Here is a 15,727-nt window from a genome sequence, read left to right as displayed (position 1 = left end):
TTATCCCAGAGTCAGGGGCAGGTTGCTCACGTGTTACTCACCCGTTCGCCGCTCGAGTACCCCGAAGGGCCTTTCCGCTCGACTTGCATGTGTTAAGCACGCCGCCAGCGTTCGTCCTGAGCCAGGATCAAACTCTCCATTAAAGGCTTGTCTGATGCCTAACTAAAAAGGAATCCGTCACCGGCTCACGCCGATATGACGGGGTCATGCATTGTTCATGCACTGGCTTTTAACACACTGTTGAGTTCTCAAGAAACGGACGCGTACTCTTCGGTACTGCAAGAGGCGCAGACTCCGTGTCGGTATCTTATCAGACTCTCTGATCTGGTGTCAATCTCCAGATCGGTGATCACCTGGTAAGAGGCAACCCCCGCAACTTACCGTTCCACCCCGGTCGTGTCGAATCAACCGGATTTCCGGTGATGCGGACGCGCCCAGAACGGCCCGGACCTACACGCGCCGAAGCACGTCGGCCGAGTGGCTCGCTGTGAAGGGATTGGCCCTGGGGCCCGGCCGCCATCTGGCGTCCGGCTCACTCCCGGGCGAAGACAAAGACTAGGTCGCCATCCGCTCCTCGTCAAATCAGGCCACGCACCGGCGCGCCTCCTCGCCACGGAACCCGCTTCCGCCCCCGCAGCCAGGACCGGAGCCTAGGGACGCGTCAGCGCGCGCACCTGCTCCACCGAGGTGAACAGCTCCGCGGCCATGCCCGCCTCGCGCGCCGCCACCACGTTCGCCTCGTTGTCGTCGAAGAACAGCACGTCGGACGGGGCCACGCCCATCCGCTCCGCGCAGATCTCGTAGGCCCGCCGGTCGGGCTTGGCCACCCCGATCCGGCACGAGAACGTCAGCGCCGCGAACCCGCCGAGCCACGACCCGTGCCGCGTCTCCCACACCGGCACCAGATCCTCGATGATGTTGGACAGCAGCCCGAGCCTGCGCCCGCGGCCGGCCAGCTCGCGCACCAGCCCGACCATCTCCTCGTCCACCTGGCACCAGCTGTCGAGGTCGGCCTGCCGCAACGCCGGGACGTCGGCGAACCGGGCACCCAGGTGATCGGCCACCGCCGCCCAGTACGCGGCGCCGTCCTGGCCCGCGTCGTAGGCGGGACGGCACGCCCAGTACGCCTCCCAGAACCGCTCGCCGGGAACCCCGGCCAGCTCGACGAGCCGCCGCTTGTCCTCGTCCGTCTGGGTCCGGGCAATCACGCCGTACAGGTCGAAAACGATCACATCAGCCATATGTCCGAGCTTATGCGCGTATTCTGCCCCGGTGATGACCGCCGCCACCCTTGCCCCGAGCGCCCCGCCTGTCACCCGTACCCGCTGGTGGGGGGCCTGGGCGGCCGGGGTGGCGGGCGGCGTGGCGGCGCTCGGTGGCTCCGGCTCCGCCTCCCTCAACGGCGACGAGCTGGCCACGATCAGCGCCGCGTCCCGTTCCCTCGCGGGCTTGTGGGAGCTGGCCCGGCACATCGACGGCCATTTCCTGCCGTACTACCTGTTCATGCACCTGTGGACCCAGTTCGGGACGGCCGAGCTGTGGCTGCGGCTCCCGTCCGCGCTGGCGATCGGGGTGGCGGCGGGCTTCCTCGCCGACCTGGGGCGGCGGCTGCACAGCGGCCGGGCGGGTGTGACGGCCGCCGTGCTGTTCGCGGTCCTGCCGTCCGTGTCGTACTACGGCGCGTTCGCCCGGCCTTACGCGTTCGCGGCGGCGGCCGTCGTGTTCTCCTTCTGGTGCCTGCACCGCCTCACCCGCGCGACGCCACGGCGCGGATGGGTGCTCTATGGAGTGTCGGTCGCGCTGGTCTGCTCGACGCACCTGTTCGCGGTGCTCACGCTGCCCGCCCACCTGCCCGTCCTGCTCTCGACGTCGCGGCGCCGAGAGCTGCTGACCCGGGCCCTGCCCGCGCTGGCCGCCGGGTGCGTCCCGGCGCTGGTGCTCGGCCTGATCGGGTACGGCGAGCGGCACGCGGTGAGCTGGATCCAGGAGCGCGGGCCGGAGGTGCTGCTGAAGTTCCCCAAGATGGCGGCGGGCGCGGAGACGGCGGGCGTGCTGGTGTTCGCGGTGGCGCTCGCGGGCGTGGCGCTGACGTGGCTGCGCGAGCGCGCCTGGTCGGCGGCGCTGGGCGCCTGGCTGGCCGGGCCGCCGATCCTGCTGCTCACCGTGTCGCTGCTGATCACCCCGTTGTACGTGGACCGGTACCTGTTCGTCACGTCCCCGGCCCTGGCACTGCTGGCCGGTCTGGCCGTGGCGAGCGTGCGGCCGCCGGTCGCGGCCGTTGCGGCGGGGTGCCTGCTCGTGGGCGTCGCGGCGGTCGCCGGGCTGGACCGGCACATCGAACTGCGGGCCTTCAACGGCAGGTTCGAGGACTTCCCGGGCGCGGTGCGGCGGGTGGCGGCGCGGGAGGGGGACGCGATCGTGTTCGGTCAGAGCTCGGTCCGTGCCGGTTTCGACTACTACGCGCCCCCGGGCCTGGCCGATGACGTGCTGCGGCTGAGTCCCGCTCCGGAGGCGGGCGGGTTCGGTTTCCCCGAGCGTACGGACGTGGCCGAGGCGCTGCGGGATCGGCGGCGCGTCTGGGTGGTGTGGCGCGGGTCCAAGGCCGCGGGCGAGAAGCTGCCCCGGGTGAAGGCGGTCAAGGAGGCCGGGTTCAAACCGGTGTCGTCGTGGCACTCGGCTGAGCTGCCGGGACTCACCGTCGCCCTGTACGGCCGTTCCGGAACCTGAACGGAAGCCGACAGCCGTTCCGGAAGCGAAGCCGACAACCGTTCCGGAAGTGGAGCCGGCCGCCGCTGACCCGGCCCGCACATGACCGCGGGCCCTCCCCCGGAGGGGAAGGCCCGCGGGGGCGGAGCTGAGGTCAGCCGACGACGACGCCGCCGATCGACTTCTTGCCGCGCCGCAGCACCAGGAAGCGCCCGTGCAGCAGGTCGTCCGACGCCGGCACGTACGCCTCATCGGTGATCTTGACGTTGTTGAGGTACGCCCCGCCCTCCTTGACCGCCCGCCGGGCCGCGGACTTCGACTCGACCAGCCCGCTGTCGGCCATCAGGTCGACCAGCGGCGCGCCGAGCGCCGGCACGGCCGCCTTGGGCACCTCGGCCAGGGCGGCCTCCAGCGTCGCGGCGGACAGCTCCTCCAGCGAGCCCTGCCCGAACAGCGCCTTGGACGCCGCGATGGCGGCCGCGAGCTCGTCGGCGCCGTGGACCAGGGCGGTCAGGTCCTCGGCGAGCGTGCGCTGCGCCTCGCGGGCGAACGGGCGCTCGGCGACGGCCTTCTCCAGCGCGTCGATCTCCTCGCGCGTGCGGAAGGTGAACACCTTGAGCAGGCGGATCACGTCGCGGTCGTCGGCGTTGAGCCAGTACTGGTAGAAGGCGTACGGGGTGGTCAGCTCGGGATCGAGCCAGACCGCGCCGCCCGCCGTCTTGCCGAACTTGGTGCCGTCGGCCTTGGTGATGAGCTTGCCGGTGAGCGCGTGCACGTGGGCGCCCTCGACGCGGCGGATCAGGTCGACGCCGGCGGTGATGTTGCCCCACTGGTCGCTGCCGCCGACCTGGAGCGTGCAGTTCTGGCGGCGGTAGAGCTCCAGGTAGTCGTTGGCCTGGAGGATCTGGTAGCTGAACTCGGTGTAGCTGAGCCCTTCGCCGCCGAGCCGGGCGGAGACCGACTCGCGGGCCAGCATGCGGTTGACCGGGAAGTGCTTGCCGACGTCACGCAGGAAGTCGATGGCCGACAGGCCGGCGGTCCAGTCGAGGTTGCTGACGACCTCCGCGGCGGTGGGGCCGGGCTCGAAGGACAGGAACTTCTCCAGCTGCACCCGGATCCTGCTCACCCACTCGGCGACGACCTCGCTGGTGTTGAGCACGCGCTCGGTGCTGCGGCCGCTCGGGTCGCCGATCAGGCCGGTCGCCCCGCCGACCAGCCCGACCGGCCGGTGGCCGGCCCGCTGGAAGCGGGTGAGGATCAGCAGCGTCGCGAGGTTGCCCATGTGCAGGGACGGGGCGGTCGGGTCGAAGCCGGCATAGACCGTGATCGGCCCCTTCGACAGCGCCTCACGCAGGGCCGCGATGTCGGTGGTCTGCGCGATGACGTCGCGCCATTGGAGCTCGTCCAGAATGTCGGTCACGGTGCTGGCTTTCCGATAGACGTCGATTGGTTACAGCCTGCCCGATCGCGGCCGCACCCCGCCACTTGGAATACGCTCGGCAACCATGTGGAGGGTCCGTCGCGAGCTGGCCGTTTCGAAGATCTTAGGGGCTCTGGGGTGCGCGGGGCTCGCCGTCTTCTGGTACGTGAACGGGGACGTGCGCGGGGTGATCCTGGCCGTGCCGGCGGCGCTGCTCGTGGGCGCCATGGGCCTGCGCGACGTGCTCGTGCCCGTCCGGCTGTCGGTGTCGGAGGACGGGATCACGGTGATACACGGGTTCGCCGGGCGCAGGCACGTGCCGTGGACGGACGTACGGGACGTCAAGGTGGACGTGCGCCGCAGGTACGGCCTGCGCAGCGAGATGCTGGAGATCGACACGGGCGATCACCTGCACCTTTTCAGCGCTCACGAGCTGGGCGCCTCCCCCACCGAGGTGGCGGCGGTGCTGCGGCGGCGCGGCACGTGAGCCCGGTACGGCGACACGGTCGGGTCGCCGTCGATCCAGAACCGCCACGGCGTGTCCTTGGCGGTCGAGATCCCGGTGCGGGGCCCGGACCGGATCGTGTCCGGCTCGGGCGGGACGCCTTCCAGGACGGCGGCGGCCCCGGCGGGCACGCCGGTCAGGCCGAGCCGGGTGAAGCCGCCGGGCGCGCCCTCCAGGCCGGGCGCCCCCTTCAGGCCGGGCGCCCCCTTCAGGCGGGGCGCGCCCTCCACCACCGCGTCGAGCCCGTTGTGCTCGCGCTTCAGGCCGAGCGCGGTCGCCAGCCGGGCGGGGCCCCGGGCGAGGTCGCGGTCGGGGATCCGCCGGGAGCCGTCGCCGTTGACCGTGCGCCGCTCCCGGGCCAGGTCGAGCCCGGCGACGATCTCCCCGGCGCGCAGCAGCACGGCCGAGCCGTGCTCCTCGGGCAGGCACACCAGGTTGGCGCAGAAGTGCATGCCGTAGGTGAAGTACACGTACAGGTGGCCCGGCGGCCCGAACATCACCGCGTTGCGGGGCGTCCTGCCCCGGTAGGTGTGGGCGGCCGGGTCCTCGCCCGGCCCGCCGTACGCCTCGACCTCGGTGAGCCGCACCGCGACGGGGCCGTGCACGAGGACGCGCCCGAGCAGGTCGGGCGCCACCTCGTGGGAGGGCCGGTCGAAGAACGAGCGCGGCAGCGGCGCGGAGGTCAGGAGCCCGCCGCCCATGCCGCCTGGGCGTCGACGGCCTCGCGCAGCGCGGCGATCTGGTCGCGGACGCGGTCGGGGGCGGTGCCGCCGTGGGCCTTGCGGGCGGCCAGCGCGCCGGGCACGTTGAGCACGTCGCGGACGTCGGGCGTCAGGTGCTCCGACACCTTGATCAGCTCGTCGTCGGTGAGGTCGCCCAGGTCCTTGTCGTAGGACTGGCAGTACACGACCAGGTGCCCGACGGCCTCGTGGGCGTCGCGGAACGGCACGCCGCGCCGGACGAGCAGCTCGGCCAGGTCGGTGGCCAGCGCGAACCCGTCGGGGGCCGACGCCTGGAGGCGGGCGGTGTTGACGCGCATGGTGGCGACCAGGCCGGCCATCGCGGGCAGGACGAGCAGCAGGGTGTCGACGGCGTCGAAGACCGGCTCCTTGTCCTCCTGCAGGTCACGGTTGTAGGTGAGCGGCAGGCCCTTGAGCGTGGTCAGCAGCGACATGAGGTTGCCGATGAGCCGGCCGGACTTGCCACGGGCCAGCTCGGCCACGTCGGGGTTCTTCTTCTGCGGCATGATCGACGAGCCGGTGGAGTAGGCGTCGTCCATCTCGATCCAGCGGAACTCCTGCGAGGCCCACAGCACGATCTCCTCGCCGAGCCGCGACAGGTGGACGCCGATCATGGCGGCGTCGAACAGGAACTCGGCGGCGAAGTCGCGGTCGGCCACGGCGTCCATCGAGTTGGGCGCGGCGCTGTCGAAGCCCAGCTCGGCGGCCACCGCCTGCGGGTCGAGCGGTAGCGACGAGCCGGCCAGCGCGCCGGCGCCGAGCGGCGAGACCGCGGCGCGCTTGTCCCAGTCGGTGAGGCGGTCGATGTCGCGGGCGAAGGCGTGGACGTGGGCGAGCAGCTGGTGGCCGAACGAGACCGGCTGCGCGTGCTGCAGGTGGGTCATGCCCGGGGCCGCGGTGTCGGCGTGCCGGCCCGCCTGCTCCATGAGCGCGGTCTCCAGCTCGACCAGCCGGGAGACGATGGTGCGGGCGTGGTCGCGCAGGTAGAGGCGCAGGTCGGTGGCGATCTGGTCGTTGCGGCTGCGGCCGGCGCGCAGCTTGCCGCCGAGCGAGCCGAGCCGTTCCAGCAGGCCGCGCTCCAGCGCGGTGTGCACGTCCTCGTCGGCGACGGTCGGCCGGAACTCGCCCGCCTTGCAGGCGCGCTCCAGGTCGTCCAGCGCGCCGATCATGCGCTCCAGCTCCTGCTCGTCCAGCAGCCCGGCGCGGTGCAGCACGCGGGCGTGGGCACGCGAGGCGGCCAGGTCGTACGGCACGAGCCGCCAGTCGAAGTGCACGCTCACCGACAGCCGGGTCAGCGCGTCGGCCGGGCCCCCCTCGAAACGTCCGCCCCAGAGCCGCATCGGCTTCCCCTCACTCACGGTTGTCATCTCCTCCTCGGCAAGATTGTCTGGCCGCGCCGGCGCCGGATCTCCTGCGCGACCTTAGTGCACGTCACCCGTGCCGGGCGTCCCGGGCCGCCGCGATCTTGGCGGGAAGGCTGAAGAGCTGGACGAAGCCCCTGGCCAGGGACTGGTCGAAGCTGTCGCCGGTGTCGTAGGTGGCCAGCGAGAAATCGTACAGGGACTGGCCGGACCGGCGGCCGGTGACGGTGGCGCGTCCTCCGTGCAACGTCATGCGGACGTCGCCGGAGACGTGTTTCTGGGCGTCGGCGACGAAGGCGTCGAGGGCGTCCTTGAGCGGTGAGAACCACAGGCCGTCGTAGACGAGCTCGCTCCAGCGCTGGTCGACGCCGCGCTTGAAGCGGGCCAGGTCGCGTTCGACGGTGACGTTCTCCAGCTCCATGTGCGCGGTGATGAGCGCGACGGCGCCGGGCGCCTCGTACACCTCGCGGGACTTGATGCCGACCAGCCGGTCCTCGACCAGGTCGATGCGGCCGACGCCCTGCGCGCCGGCGCGCCGGTTCAGCTCGTCGATCACCTGGTACGGCGTGAGCGGGCGGCCGTCGAGCGCGACCGGGACGCCCTGGTCGAAGCTGATGATCACCTCGTCGGGCTCGCGCGGGGCGGCCGGGTCGGCGGTGTAGGCGTAGACGTCCTCGGTGGGGCCGTTCCAGATGTCCTCCAGGAAGCCGGTCTCGATGGCGCGGCCCCAGAGGTTCTGGTCGATGGAGAACGGGTTCTTCTTCGTCGTCTCGATCGGCAGGCCCTTGTCCTCGGCGAACTCGATGGCCTTGTCACGGGTCCAGGCGAAGTCGCGGGCCGGGGCGACGACGCGCAGCCCGGGGGCGAGGGCGGCCAGGCCGGCCTCGAAGCGGACCTGGTCGTTGCCCTTGCCGGTGCAGCCGTGGGAGACGACCGTGCCGCCGAACCGCTCGGCCGCCGCGACCAGGTGCTTGACGATGAGCGGCCGCGACAGCGACGACACGAGCGGGTAGCGGTCCATGTAGAGGGCGTTGGCGCGCAGGGCCGGCACGCAGAAGTCGGCGGCGAACTCCTCCTTGGCGTCCACCACGACCGACTCCGCGGCGCCGCAGTCGAGGGCGCGCTTGCGGATCACGTCCATGTCCTCGCCGCCCTGGCCGAGGTCGACCGCGACGGCGATGACCTCCGCGTCCATCTTCTCGGCCAGGAACGGAATGGCGACGGACGTGTCGAGCCCGCCGGAGTACGCGAGGACCACTCTCTCGCTCATGTCGGGAACCTCCCGGTGTTTCTAGGTGCGGCGGTCGGCGGCCTTGAGCAGGGACTCGGCCACCGCCTGGCCGCCTTGCGGGTCGCGGCTGATGACGAGGATCGTGTCGTCGCCCGCGACCGTGCCGAGGATGGACTCCCAGTCGGCGTGGTCGATGGCCGAGGCCAGGAACTGGGCGGCCCCGGGCGGGGTGCGGACGATGACCAGGTTGGCCGAGGCCTCGGCCGAGACCAGGAGCTCCTCGGCGATGCGGTGCAGCCGCGCGGCGGGCGACTCGCCGGTGCCGAGCCGGGCGACCGGGATGCGGCCGCCGCCCTCGCCGGGCAGCGCGTAGACCAGTGAGCCGTCCTCGGCGCGCAGCTTGAGCGCGCCGAGCTCGTCGAGGTCGCGGGACAGCGTGGCCTGGGTGACCTCGACGCCGCTCTCGGCGAGCAGCTTGGCCAGCTCGGGCTGGGAGCGCACCGCCTGCCGCTGGAGCAGGTCGGTGATCTTGGCCTGGCGGGCGGCCTTGGTCATGGGGATGGTCACGGTCGGGTCACCAGCCAGTGCAGGAGCGCCTTCTGGGCGTGCAGGCGGTTCTCGGCCTGGTCCCACACGGCGCTGCGGGGTCCTTCGAGGACGTCGGCGGTGATCTCGTAGCCGCGGTAGGCGGGCAGGCAGTGCAGCACGATCGCGTCGTCCGCGGCGTGCTCCAGCAGCTCCGCGTTCACCTGGTACGGCATGAGCGCGGCGACCCGCTCCTCCTTGCCGTCCTGGCCCATGGACACCCAGGTGTCGGTGGTGACGACGTGGGCGCCGGCGGCCGCGGCGGCGGGGTCGGCGGTCGCCAGGACCGAGCCGCCGGTGCGGGCGGCGATGGCGGCGGCCTGGTCGAGGACGACGGGGTCGGGCTGGTAGCCGGCCGGCGCGGCGACGCGCACGTGCATGCCGGCGGTGGCGCCGCCGAGCAGGTAGGAGTGGGCCATGTTGTTGGCGCCGTCGCCGAGGTAGGCGAGCGTGAGCCCGGCCGTGCGGCCGAAGCGCTCGCGGACCGTCTGCAGGTCGGCGAGGATCTGGCAGGGGTGGAACTCGTCGGTGAGCGCGTTGACCACGGGGACGCCGGAGGCGGCGGCCATGGCCTCGATCCGCTCCTGGCCGGACGTGCGCCATACGATCGCGGCCACCTGGCGTTCCAGGACGCGGGCGGTGTCCTCGATCGGCTCGCCGCGGCCCATCTGGGAGGAGCCGCCGTCGATGACGAGCGGCAGGCCGCCCAGCTCGCCGACGCCCACGGCGAACGACACGCGGGTGCGGGTGGAGGGCTTGTCGAACAGCACGGCGACGGTCTTCGGCCCCTCGAACGGGCGGTAGCCGTAGCGGTCCTTCTTCATGGCCTCGGCCAGGTCGAGCACCTCGGCCTGCTCGGCGGGCGACAGGTCGTCGTCCCTGAGGAAGTGCCTCACCGGGCGGCCTCCGTGAGGATCGCGGGGAACGCGGACACGAACGCGTCGATCTCGGCCTCGGTGACGACGAGCGGCGGGGCGAGCCGTACGGCGTCGGGCTGCAGCGCGTTGACGAGGAACCCGGCGCCGGCGGCGGCCTCCTGGACGCGGCCGGAGACCGGCTCGGTCAGCACGGTGGCGAGCCAGAGGCCGCGCCCGCGCACGCCCTTGAGCAGCGGGTGGGCGATCGCCTCCAGGCCGTCGCGCAGCCGGGTCGCGGCCTTCCGCACGTGGCCGAGGTCGACGTGGTCGAGGACGGCGAGGGCGGCGGCGCAGGCGACCGGGTTGCCGCCGAAGGTGGAGCCGTGGTCGCCCTTGTCGAACAGGGTGCCGGCCGCGCCGAAGCCGACGCACGCGCCGATCGGCAGGCCGCCGCCGAGGCCCTTGGCCAGGGTGAGGATGTCGGGGGTGACGCCGTCGGCCTGGTGGGCGAACCAGTGGCCGGTGCGGCCGATCGCCGACTGGATCTCGTCGGCCACGAGCAGTGCGCCGGTGGCGTCGCAGATCTCGCGGGCCGCGACGAGGTAGCCGTCGGGCGGCGGGACGACGCCGGCCTCGCCCTGGGTGGGCTCCAGGAAGACGGCGATGCAGTCGCCGGTCACGGCCTCCTTGAGCGCGTCGGCGTCGCCGTAGGGGACGAAGCGGACGTCGACCGGGAACGGGCCGAACTGGTCGCGAATGGCCTTCTTGCCGGTCAGCGACAGGGCGCCGATGGTGCGGCCGTGGAAGCCGTTCTCGGCGGCGACGAAGTAGCTGCGGCCCTCGCGCCGGCCGTACTTGAGCGCGAGCTTGTAGGCCGCCTCGTTGGCCTCGGTGCCGGAGTTGGCGAGGAAGACGCGCATGGGCGCCTTGAGCAGCTCCTGGAGCCGCTCGGCGAGCAGCACCTCGGGCTCGTGCAGGAACAGGTTGCTGGTGTGGGCGATGGTCGCCACCTGACGGGAGACGGCCTCGACCAGCGCCGGGTGGGCGTGGCCGAGGGAGCTGACCGCGATGCCGCCGATGAAGTCGAGGTACTCCTTGCCGTCCACGTCCCAGACGCGGGTGCCCTCGCCGCGGGCCAGCGCGACCGGCGGGACGCCGTAGTTGGGCATGAACGCCCGCTCGAACCGGTCGAACAGACTGGGCTGCTCACTCATCGGGCATCACCATGGTTCCGATTCCTTCGTCGGTGAAGATCTCCAGCAGGAGGGCGTGGGGCACCCGTCCGTCGAGGACGTGCGCCTGGGGCACGCCTCCCCGCACCGCGGTCAGGCATGCCTCCATCTTGGGCACCATGCCGCTGGACAGGGTGGGCATCAGGCTCTCCAGCTCGGTGGCGCCGAGCTGGTCGATGACGTCGGTGTCGTCGGGCCAGTTGGCGTACAGGCCCTCGACGTCGGTGAGGACGATGAGCTTCTGGGCGCCGAGCGCGACGGCGAGCGCTGCGGCGGCGGTGTCGGCGTTGACGTTGTAGACCTGGCCGTCCTCGCCGCGGGCGACGCTGGAGACGACCGGGACGCGGCCGTCGTCGATGAGCGCGCGCACCGCGCCGGGCTCGACCCTGACGATGTCGCCGACCTGGCCGATGTCCACGGGCTCGCCGTCGACGATCGCGTGCTTGCGCTCGGCGGTGAAAAGGTGGGCGTCCTCGCCGGACAGGCCGACCGCGAACGGGCCGTGCCGGTTGATCAGGCCGACGACGTCGCGGTTGACCTGGCCGACCAGCACCATGCGGACGACCTGCATGGCCTCGGGCGTGGTGACGCGCAGGCCGGCGGTGAAGGTGGACTCGATGCCGAGCCGGTCGAGGTGCTCGCTGATCTGGGGGCCGCCGCCGTGGACGACGACCGGGCGCAGCCCGGCGTGGCGCAGGAAGACGATGTCCTCGGCGAAGCCGGCCTTGAGCGCGTCCTCGGTCATGGCGTTGCCGCCGTACTTGACGACGACGGTCGCGCCGTGGAAGCGGGTGAGCCAGGGCAGCGCCTCGATGAGCGTGCCGGCCTTGGCGTGGGCGCCGTCGGCCCGCAGCGACGGGCCGGTTCCGGGGGCGGCGGTCATGACGAGTACGCCGAGTTCTCGTGGACGTAGGCGGCGGTCAGGTCGGTGGTGTGGATCGTGGCCGACTGGGCGCCCGCCGACAGGTCGATGGTGATGGTCACGTCGCGAGGGCGCATGTCCACCTTGGACCGGTCGTCGCCGACGGCGCCGCCGCGGCAGATCCAGATGCCGTTGATGGCGACGTTGACCCGGTCGGGCTCGAACGCGGCGGAGGTGGTGCCGACGGCGGACAGCACGCGGCCCCAGTTGGGGTCCTCGCCGTGGACGGCGCACTTGAGCAGGTTGGAGCGGGCGACGGCGCGGCCGACGAGCAGCGCGTCGTCCTCGGTGGCGGCGCCGACGACCTCGACGGCGACGGCCTTGGTGGCGCCCTCGGCGTCGACGAGGAGCTGGCGGGCCAGGTCGGCGCAGACCTCGGTGACCTTCTGCTCGAACTCGGCCAGGTCGGGCACGACGCCGGAGGCGCCGCTGGCCAGCAGCAGCACGGTGTCGTTGGTGGACATGCAGCCGTCGGCGTCGAGCCGGTCGAAGGTGCGGGAGGTGGCCCGGCGCAGCACGGCGTCGAGCTGGCCGCTGGTCAGGTCGGCGTCGGTGGTGATCACGCAGAGCATGGTGGCCAGGGCGGGGGCGAGCATGCCGGCGCCCTTGGCCATGCCGCCGACCATGTAGCCGTCGGCCCGCTTGAACGAGATCTTGGAGACGGTGTCGGTGGTGCGGATCGCGTCGGCGGCGGCCAGGCCGCCGTCGCGGGAGAGCTGGGCGGCGGCCTGGTCGACGCCGGGCAGCAGGGCGTCCATGGGCAGCCGCTCGCCGATGAGGCCGGTGGAGCAGACGGCGATCTCGCCGGCGGAGTCGCCGAGGACGTCGGCCACCCGCTCGGCGGTGGCGTGGGTGTCCTGGAAGCCCTCGGGGCCGGTGCAGGCGTTGGCGCCTCCGGAGTTGAGGACGACCGCCCGCACCCTGCCGCCGCTGAGGACCTGCTGCGACCACAGCACGGGGGCGGCCTTCACGCGGTTGGCGGTGAAGACGCCGGCGGCGGCGCGGCTGGGCCCGTCGTTGACGACGAGGGCGAGGTCGCGGGAGCCGCCGGACTTGATCCCGGCGGCGATGCCCGCGGCCCGGAAGCCGAGGGGGGCGGTCACGCTCATGGGGCGACTCCTGTCGTGGGGAGACCGAGCTCTTCGGGCAGGCCGAGGGCGAGGTTGGCGCTCTGGAGCGCGCCTCCGGCGGTGCCCTTGGTGAGGTTGTCGATGGCGATGACGGCGACGAGGCGGCCGGCGCGCTCGTCGAGCGTCACCTGCACGGCCGCGGTGTTGGCGCCGTAGGTCATGGAGGTGGCGGGCCAGACGCCCTCCGGCAGGAGCCGGACGAACGGCTCGGTGGCCAGCGCGCTCTCGTACGCCTCGCGGACGGCCGCGCGGGTGAGCCCGGGGGCGGCGGGGGCGGTGCAGGTGGCGAGGATGCCGCGGCTCATCGGGGCGAGCGTCGGGGTGAACGACACGCGCACCGGGGTGCCGGCGACGTTCGACAGGCCCTGCTCCATCTCGGGGGTGTGCCGGTGGACGCCGCCCACGCCGTACGCGCTGACGGAGCCCATGACCTCGCTGCCGAGCAGGTGGGTCTTGAGCGAGCGGCCGGCGCCGCTGGTGCCGCTGGCGGCGACCACGACGACGTCGGGCTCGGCCAGGCCGGCGGCGAAGGCGGGGGCCAGGGCCAGCAGGACCGAGGTGGGGTAGCAGCCGGGGACGGCGACGCGGCGGGCGCTCTTGAGCACCTCGCGCTGGCCGGGCAGCTCGGGCAGGCCGTAGGGCCAGGTGCCGGCGTGCTCGCCGCCGTAGAACTCCTGCCAGGCGGCGGGGTCGGCGAGCCGGTGGTCGGCGCCGCAGTCGACCACGAGCGTGTCCTCGCCCAGGGCGGCGGCGACGGCGGCGGAGTGGCCGTGCGGCAGCGCGAGGAAGACGACGTCGTGGCCGGCGAGCGCCTCGGCGGTGGTCTCCTCGATGACCCGGCCGGCCAGCGGCGCCAGGTGGGGCTGGTGGGCGCCGAGCGGGGTGCCGGCACTGGAGGCCGCGGTCAGCGCGCCGATCTCGAACTCGGGATGGCCGAGCAGCAGCCGCAGCAGCTCGCCTCCCGCGTAGCCGCTGGCACCCGCGACCGCCGCCCTCATCCCTACCTCCAGGTCTGCATAGTCATGCATCACTTCTCATGTCCTTGCTTGCAGAAATGATGCACGGCAGAGCAAGAACATGCAAGTCGGAGGGGGTGCGGCGCGCCGTGGACACCGGCGTTTCCCCTGCGCACGGTATGAACGGAATGTTGCTCTAGCGCGCCGTACCTACCGGTCGGTACTGTGAGGCTTCCGGACCAGCCGTCTCATCGCGGGAGTCTGCGCATGACCCTCACGCATGCCCAGGTGGAAGCCCAGCTCACCGGGCCCGGCCAGCTGTTCGAGGTGGAGGAGATCGGCCGCACCGGGGTACGCACCTGGAAGCACGCGCCCGCCCACTTCCGAGCCCTGCTCGACATCAGCCGCTTCCACGGCGACAAGGTCTTCCTCGTCTACGAGGACGAGCACATCACCTTCGAGGAGCACTATCGGAGGGTGGCGGCGCTGGCCACCCGGCTCGTGGAGGACTACGGGGTCGCCAAGGGCGACCGGGTGGCCGTGGCCATGCGCAACTACCCCGAATGGGTCGTCGCCTTCTCGGCCGCGCTCGCCGCCGGCGCCGTCGCCGTACCGCTGAACGCGTGGTGGACCGAGCCGGAGCTGGCCTACGGCGTCTCCGACTCGGGCGCCAAGGTGCTGATCGCCGACGCCGAACGGGCTCCCCTCCTGGCCCCGACCGGCCTGCCGCTCATCGTGGCCCGGGGCGAGGCGCCTCCCGGCGCGCGCACGTTCGCCGAGGTCGTCGGCGAGCCCGGCCCCGAGGCGCGTCTCCCCGACGTCGAGCTGTCGCCCGAGGACCCGGCCACGATCTTCTACACCTCGGGCACGACCGGGCACCCCAAGGGCGCGCTCGGCAGCCACCGCAACCTCGGCCAGTCGCCCATGACCGTCGCCTACGGGCTCATGCGGGCGGTCGCCCTGGCCGGCAAGGACATCTCCGAGGCCGCCGGCCAGCGGCGGGTGACGCTGCTGACCGTGCCGCTGTTCCACGTCACCGGATGCTTCTCGGCGCTGACCACGACGATGTTCGCCGGCGGCGGGCTGGTGCTCATGTACAAGTGGGACGCCGGGCAGGCGCTGCGGATCATCGAGCGCGAGCGGGTCACCACCATGATCGGCGTGCCGACCAACGCGTGGCAGCTCATGTCGCACCCCGACTTCGCCGAGCACGACCTGTCCTCGCTCACCACCGTCGGCTACGGCGGCGCGCCCGCCCCGCCCAAGCTGCTGGAGCGCATCACCGCCCACCTCCCGCAGCGCGCCACCTCCAACGGCTACGGCATGACGGAGACGACCGCCCTGGCCATCGGCAACGGCGGGCCCGACTACCTGTCCCGGCCCGACAGCATCGGCCTGCCCTCGGCCGTGGTGGACGTGCGCGTGGTGGACCCGGCCGGCGAGGAGCTGCCGCGCGGCGAGGTGGGCGAGCTGTGCGTGCGCGGGCCGAACGTCATCATGGGCTACTGGAACCAGCCGCGGGCCACGGCCGAGACGTTCGTCGACGGCTGGCTGCACACGGGCGACCTGGCGAGGATCGACGAGGAGGGCTTCGTCTACATCGTCGACCGGGCCAAGGACATGGTGATCCGGGGCGGCGAGAACGTCTACTGCGCCGAGGTCGAGGCCGCCCTGTTCGAGCACCCGGCCGTGGACGACGTCGCGGTGATCGGCGTGCCGCACGACGAGCTGGGCGAGGAGGTGGGCGCGGTGGTCCGCCTCGCGCCCGGGGCCGCCCTCACCGCCGACGAGCTGCGCGGGTTCCTGGACGGGCGGATCGCCAAGTTCAAGATCCCGGTCCACGTGTGGTTCCGGGAGGAGGAGCTGCCGCGCAACCCCGGCGGCAAGATCCTCAAGACCCGGCTGCGCCGGGAGATCCTCGGGCCGTGACCCTCTCTTGCCCGTCGTGGCCGCCGGACGTCGTCCGGCGGCCCTTTTTTCGTCCGCGTACGGGCAGGTCGGCGGGGAGATAGGCGCCCGCATTACCTGGCGCGTAATCGCGGGCCCCCACTCCCGGATGACACCTTTTCGGTTGTCGGCACC

Annotated in this window: 14 protein-coding genes and 1 rRNA gene (1 of these 15 cut by a window edge); 3 read left to right on the top strand and 12 right to left on the bottom strand. The window is 72.5% G+C overall.

The features are described 5' to 3' along the window. A 16S ribosomal RNA gene (locus HD595_RS34450) occupies positions 1-143 on the bottom strand; it reaches 1,379 nt to the left of the window's first position. Positions 144-650: 507 nt separating this feature from the next. Continuing rightward, on the bottom strand, positions 651-1,241 hold the full coding sequence (locus HD595_RS34445; RefSeq protein WP_253776440.1) for an HAD family hydrolase: 591 nt from the start codon (positions 1,239-1,241) through the stop codon (positions 651-653). Positions 1,242-1,275: 34 nt separating this feature from the next. Here HD595_RS34445 and HD595_RS34440 point away from each other — a divergent pair, with 34 nt between their 5' ends. Next, positions 1,276-2,727: a glycosyltransferase family 39 protein gene (locus tag HD595_RS34440; protein ID WP_253781408.1), complete on the top strand. Its 1,452-nt coding sequence runs from the start codon at positions 1,276-1,278 to the stop codon at positions 2,725-2,727. A gap of 133 nt (positions 2,728-2,860) precedes the next feature. Here the strand turns inward: HD595_RS34440 and tyrS are convergent, their stop codons facing one another. Next, positions 2,861-4,126 carry a tyrosine--tRNA ligase gene (gene tyrS, locus HD595_RS34435; protein WP_253776438.1) on the bottom strand — a complete coding sequence of 422 codons (1,266 nt, stop codon included), beginning with the start codon at positions 4,124-4,126 and terminating at the stop codon, positions 2,861-2,863. A gap of 85 nt (positions 4,127-4,211) precedes the next feature. Here tyrS and HD595_RS34430 point away from each other — a divergent pair, with 85 nt between their 5' ends. After that, positions 4,212-4,613 carry a PH domain-containing protein gene (locus HD595_RS34430; RefSeq protein WP_253776436.1) on the top strand — a complete coding sequence of 134 codons (402 nt, stop codon included), beginning with the start codon at positions 4,212-4,214 and terminating at the stop codon, positions 4,611-4,613. Here HD595_RS34430 and HD595_RS34425 read toward each other — a convergent pair. The 9 genes from HD595_RS34425 to argC form a co-directional block, all read right to left on the bottom strand. Further along, on the bottom strand, positions 4,553-5,332 hold the full coding sequence (locus tag HD595_RS34425; protein WP_253776434.1) for a DNA-3-methyladenine glycosylase: 780 nt from the start codon (positions 5,330-5,332) through the stop codon (positions 4,553-4,555). The two genes, HD595_RS34430 and HD595_RS34425, sit on opposite strands and share 61 nt — an antisense overlap. Next, a complete protein-coding gene (argH, locus tag HD595_RS34420; protein WP_253776432.1) occupies positions 5,314-6,738 on the bottom strand; it encodes an argininosuccinate lyase in 1,425 nt (474 codons plus the stop codon). Before argH ends, HD595_RS34425 begins: the two co-directional genes overlap by 19 nt. Before the next feature lie 64 nt (positions 6,739-6,802). Continuing rightward, positions 6,803-8,002 carry an argininosuccinate synthase gene (locus HD595_RS34415; protein WP_253776430.1) on the bottom strand — a complete coding sequence of 400 codons (1,200 nt, stop codon included), beginning with the start codon at positions 8,000-8,002 and terminating at the stop codon, positions 6,803-6,805. A 21-nt stretch (positions 8,003-8,023) separates the two neighbouring features. Then, positions 8,024-8,518, bottom strand: coding sequence for an arginine repressor (locus tag HD595_RS34410; RefSeq protein WP_253781407.1), 495 nt, complete (start codon positions 8,516-8,518; stop codon positions 8,024-8,026). 8 nt (positions 8,519-8,526) lie between these two features. Continuing rightward, positions 8,527-9,444 carry an ornithine carbamoyltransferase gene (gene argF / locus HD595_RS34405; protein ID WP_253776428.1) on the bottom strand — a complete coding sequence of 306 codons (918 nt, stop codon included), beginning with the start codon at positions 9,442-9,444 and terminating at the stop codon, positions 8,527-8,529. After that, positions 9,441-10,619: an acetylornithine transaminase gene (locus tag HD595_RS34400; protein ID WP_253776426.1), complete on the bottom strand. Its 1,179-nt coding sequence runs from the start codon at positions 10,617-10,619 to the stop codon at positions 9,441-9,443. Before HD595_RS34400 ends, argF begins: the two co-directional genes overlap by 4 nt. Then, positions 10,612-11,520 carry an acetylglutamate kinase gene (argB, locus tag HD595_RS34395; protein ID WP_253776424.1) on the bottom strand — a complete coding sequence of 303 codons (909 nt, stop codon included), beginning with the start codon at positions 11,518-11,520 and terminating at the stop codon, positions 10,612-10,614. Before argB ends, HD595_RS34400 begins: the two co-directional genes overlap by 8 nt. Beyond that, positions 11,517-12,668: a bifunctional glutamate N-acetyltransferase/amino-acid acetyltransferase ArgJ gene (gene argJ, locus HD595_RS34390; RefSeq protein ID WP_253776422.1), complete on the bottom strand. Its 1,152-nt coding sequence runs from the start codon at positions 12,666-12,668 to the stop codon at positions 11,517-11,519. Before argJ ends, argB begins: the two co-directional genes overlap by 4 nt. Next, positions 12,665-13,717 carry an N-acetyl-gamma-glutamyl-phosphate reductase gene (gene argC / locus HD595_RS34385; RefSeq protein WP_253776420.1) on the bottom strand — a complete coding sequence of 351 codons (1,053 nt, stop codon included), beginning with the start codon at positions 13,715-13,717 and terminating at the stop codon, positions 12,665-12,667. Before argC ends, argJ begins: the two co-directional genes overlap by 4 nt. A 195-nt stretch (positions 13,718-13,912) precedes the next feature. On the opposite strand from argC, the gene HD595_RS34380 reads away from it, so the two are divergent. After that, entirely contained in the window at positions 13,913-15,574 is a 1,662-nt protein-coding gene (locus tag HD595_RS34380; RefSeq protein ID WP_253776418.1) for a class I adenylate-forming enzyme family protein, read from the top strand. Positions 15,575-15,727 lie beyond the last annotated feature (153 nt).

Source organism: Nonomuraea roseoviolacea subsp. carminata, from assembly GCF_024172185.1.
Classification (GTDB): Bacteria; Actinomycetota; Actinomycetes; order Streptosporangiales; family Streptosporangiaceae; genus Nonomuraea; species Nonomuraea roseoviolacea.
The sequence above is the reverse complement of the archived record's forward strand: the minus strand, read 5'-3'. Positions and strand labels throughout refer to the sequence as shown.

What these genes read in the sequence shown, in the direction of transcription:
- HD595_RS34400 (WP_253776426.1), bottom strand. Translation starts at nt 10,619, where the DNA reads ATGAGTGAGCAGCCCAGTCTGTTCGACCGGTTCGAGCGGGCGTTCATG.
- argJ (WP_253776422.1), bottom strand. Translation starts at nt 12,668, where the DNA reads ATGAGCGTGACCGCCCCCCTCGGCTTCCGGGCCGCGGGCATCGCCGCC.
- HD595_RS34415 (WP_253776430.1), bottom strand. Translation starts at nt 8,002, where the DNA reads ATGAGCGAGAGAGTGGTCCTCGCGTACTCCGGCGGGCTCGACACGTCC.
- HD595_RS34425 (WP_253776434.1), bottom strand. Translation starts at nt 5,332, where the DNA reads ATGGGCGGCGGGCTCCTGACCTCCGCGCCGCTGCCGCGCTCGTTCTTC.
- HD595_RS34380 (WP_253776418.1), top strand. Translation starts at nt 13,913, where the DNA reads ATGACCCTCACGCATGCCCAGGTGGAAGCCCAGCTCACCGGGCCCGGC.
- HD595_RS34445 (WP_253776440.1), bottom strand. Translation starts at nt 1,241, where the DNA reads ATGGCTGATGTGATCGTTTTCGACCTGTACGGCGTGATTGCCCGGACC.
- HD595_RS34410 (WP_253781407.1), bottom strand. Translation starts at nt 8,518, where the DNA reads ATGACCAAGGCCGCCCGCCAGGCCAAGATCACCGACCTGCTCCAGCGG.
- argH (WP_253776432.1), bottom strand. Translation starts at nt 6,738, where the DNA reads ATGACAACCGTGAGTGAGGGGAAGCCGATGCGGCTCTGGGGCGGACGT.
- HD595_RS34430 (WP_253776436.1), top strand. Translation starts at nt 4,212, where the DNA reads ATGTGGAGGGTCCGTCGCGAGCTGGCCGTTTCGAAGATCTTAGGGGCT.
- argC (WP_253776420.1), bottom strand. Translation starts at nt 13,717, where the DNA reads ATGCATGACTATGCAGACCTGGAGGTAGGGATGAGGGCGGCGGTCGCG.
- argB (WP_253776424.1), bottom strand. Translation starts at nt 11,520, where the DNA reads ATGACCGCCGCCCCCGGAACCGGCCCGTCGCTGCGGGCCGACGGCGCC.
- HD595_RS34440 (WP_253781408.1), top strand. Translation starts at nt 1,276, where the DNA reads ATGACCGCCGCCACCCTTGCCCCGAGCGCCCCGCCTGTCACCCGTACC.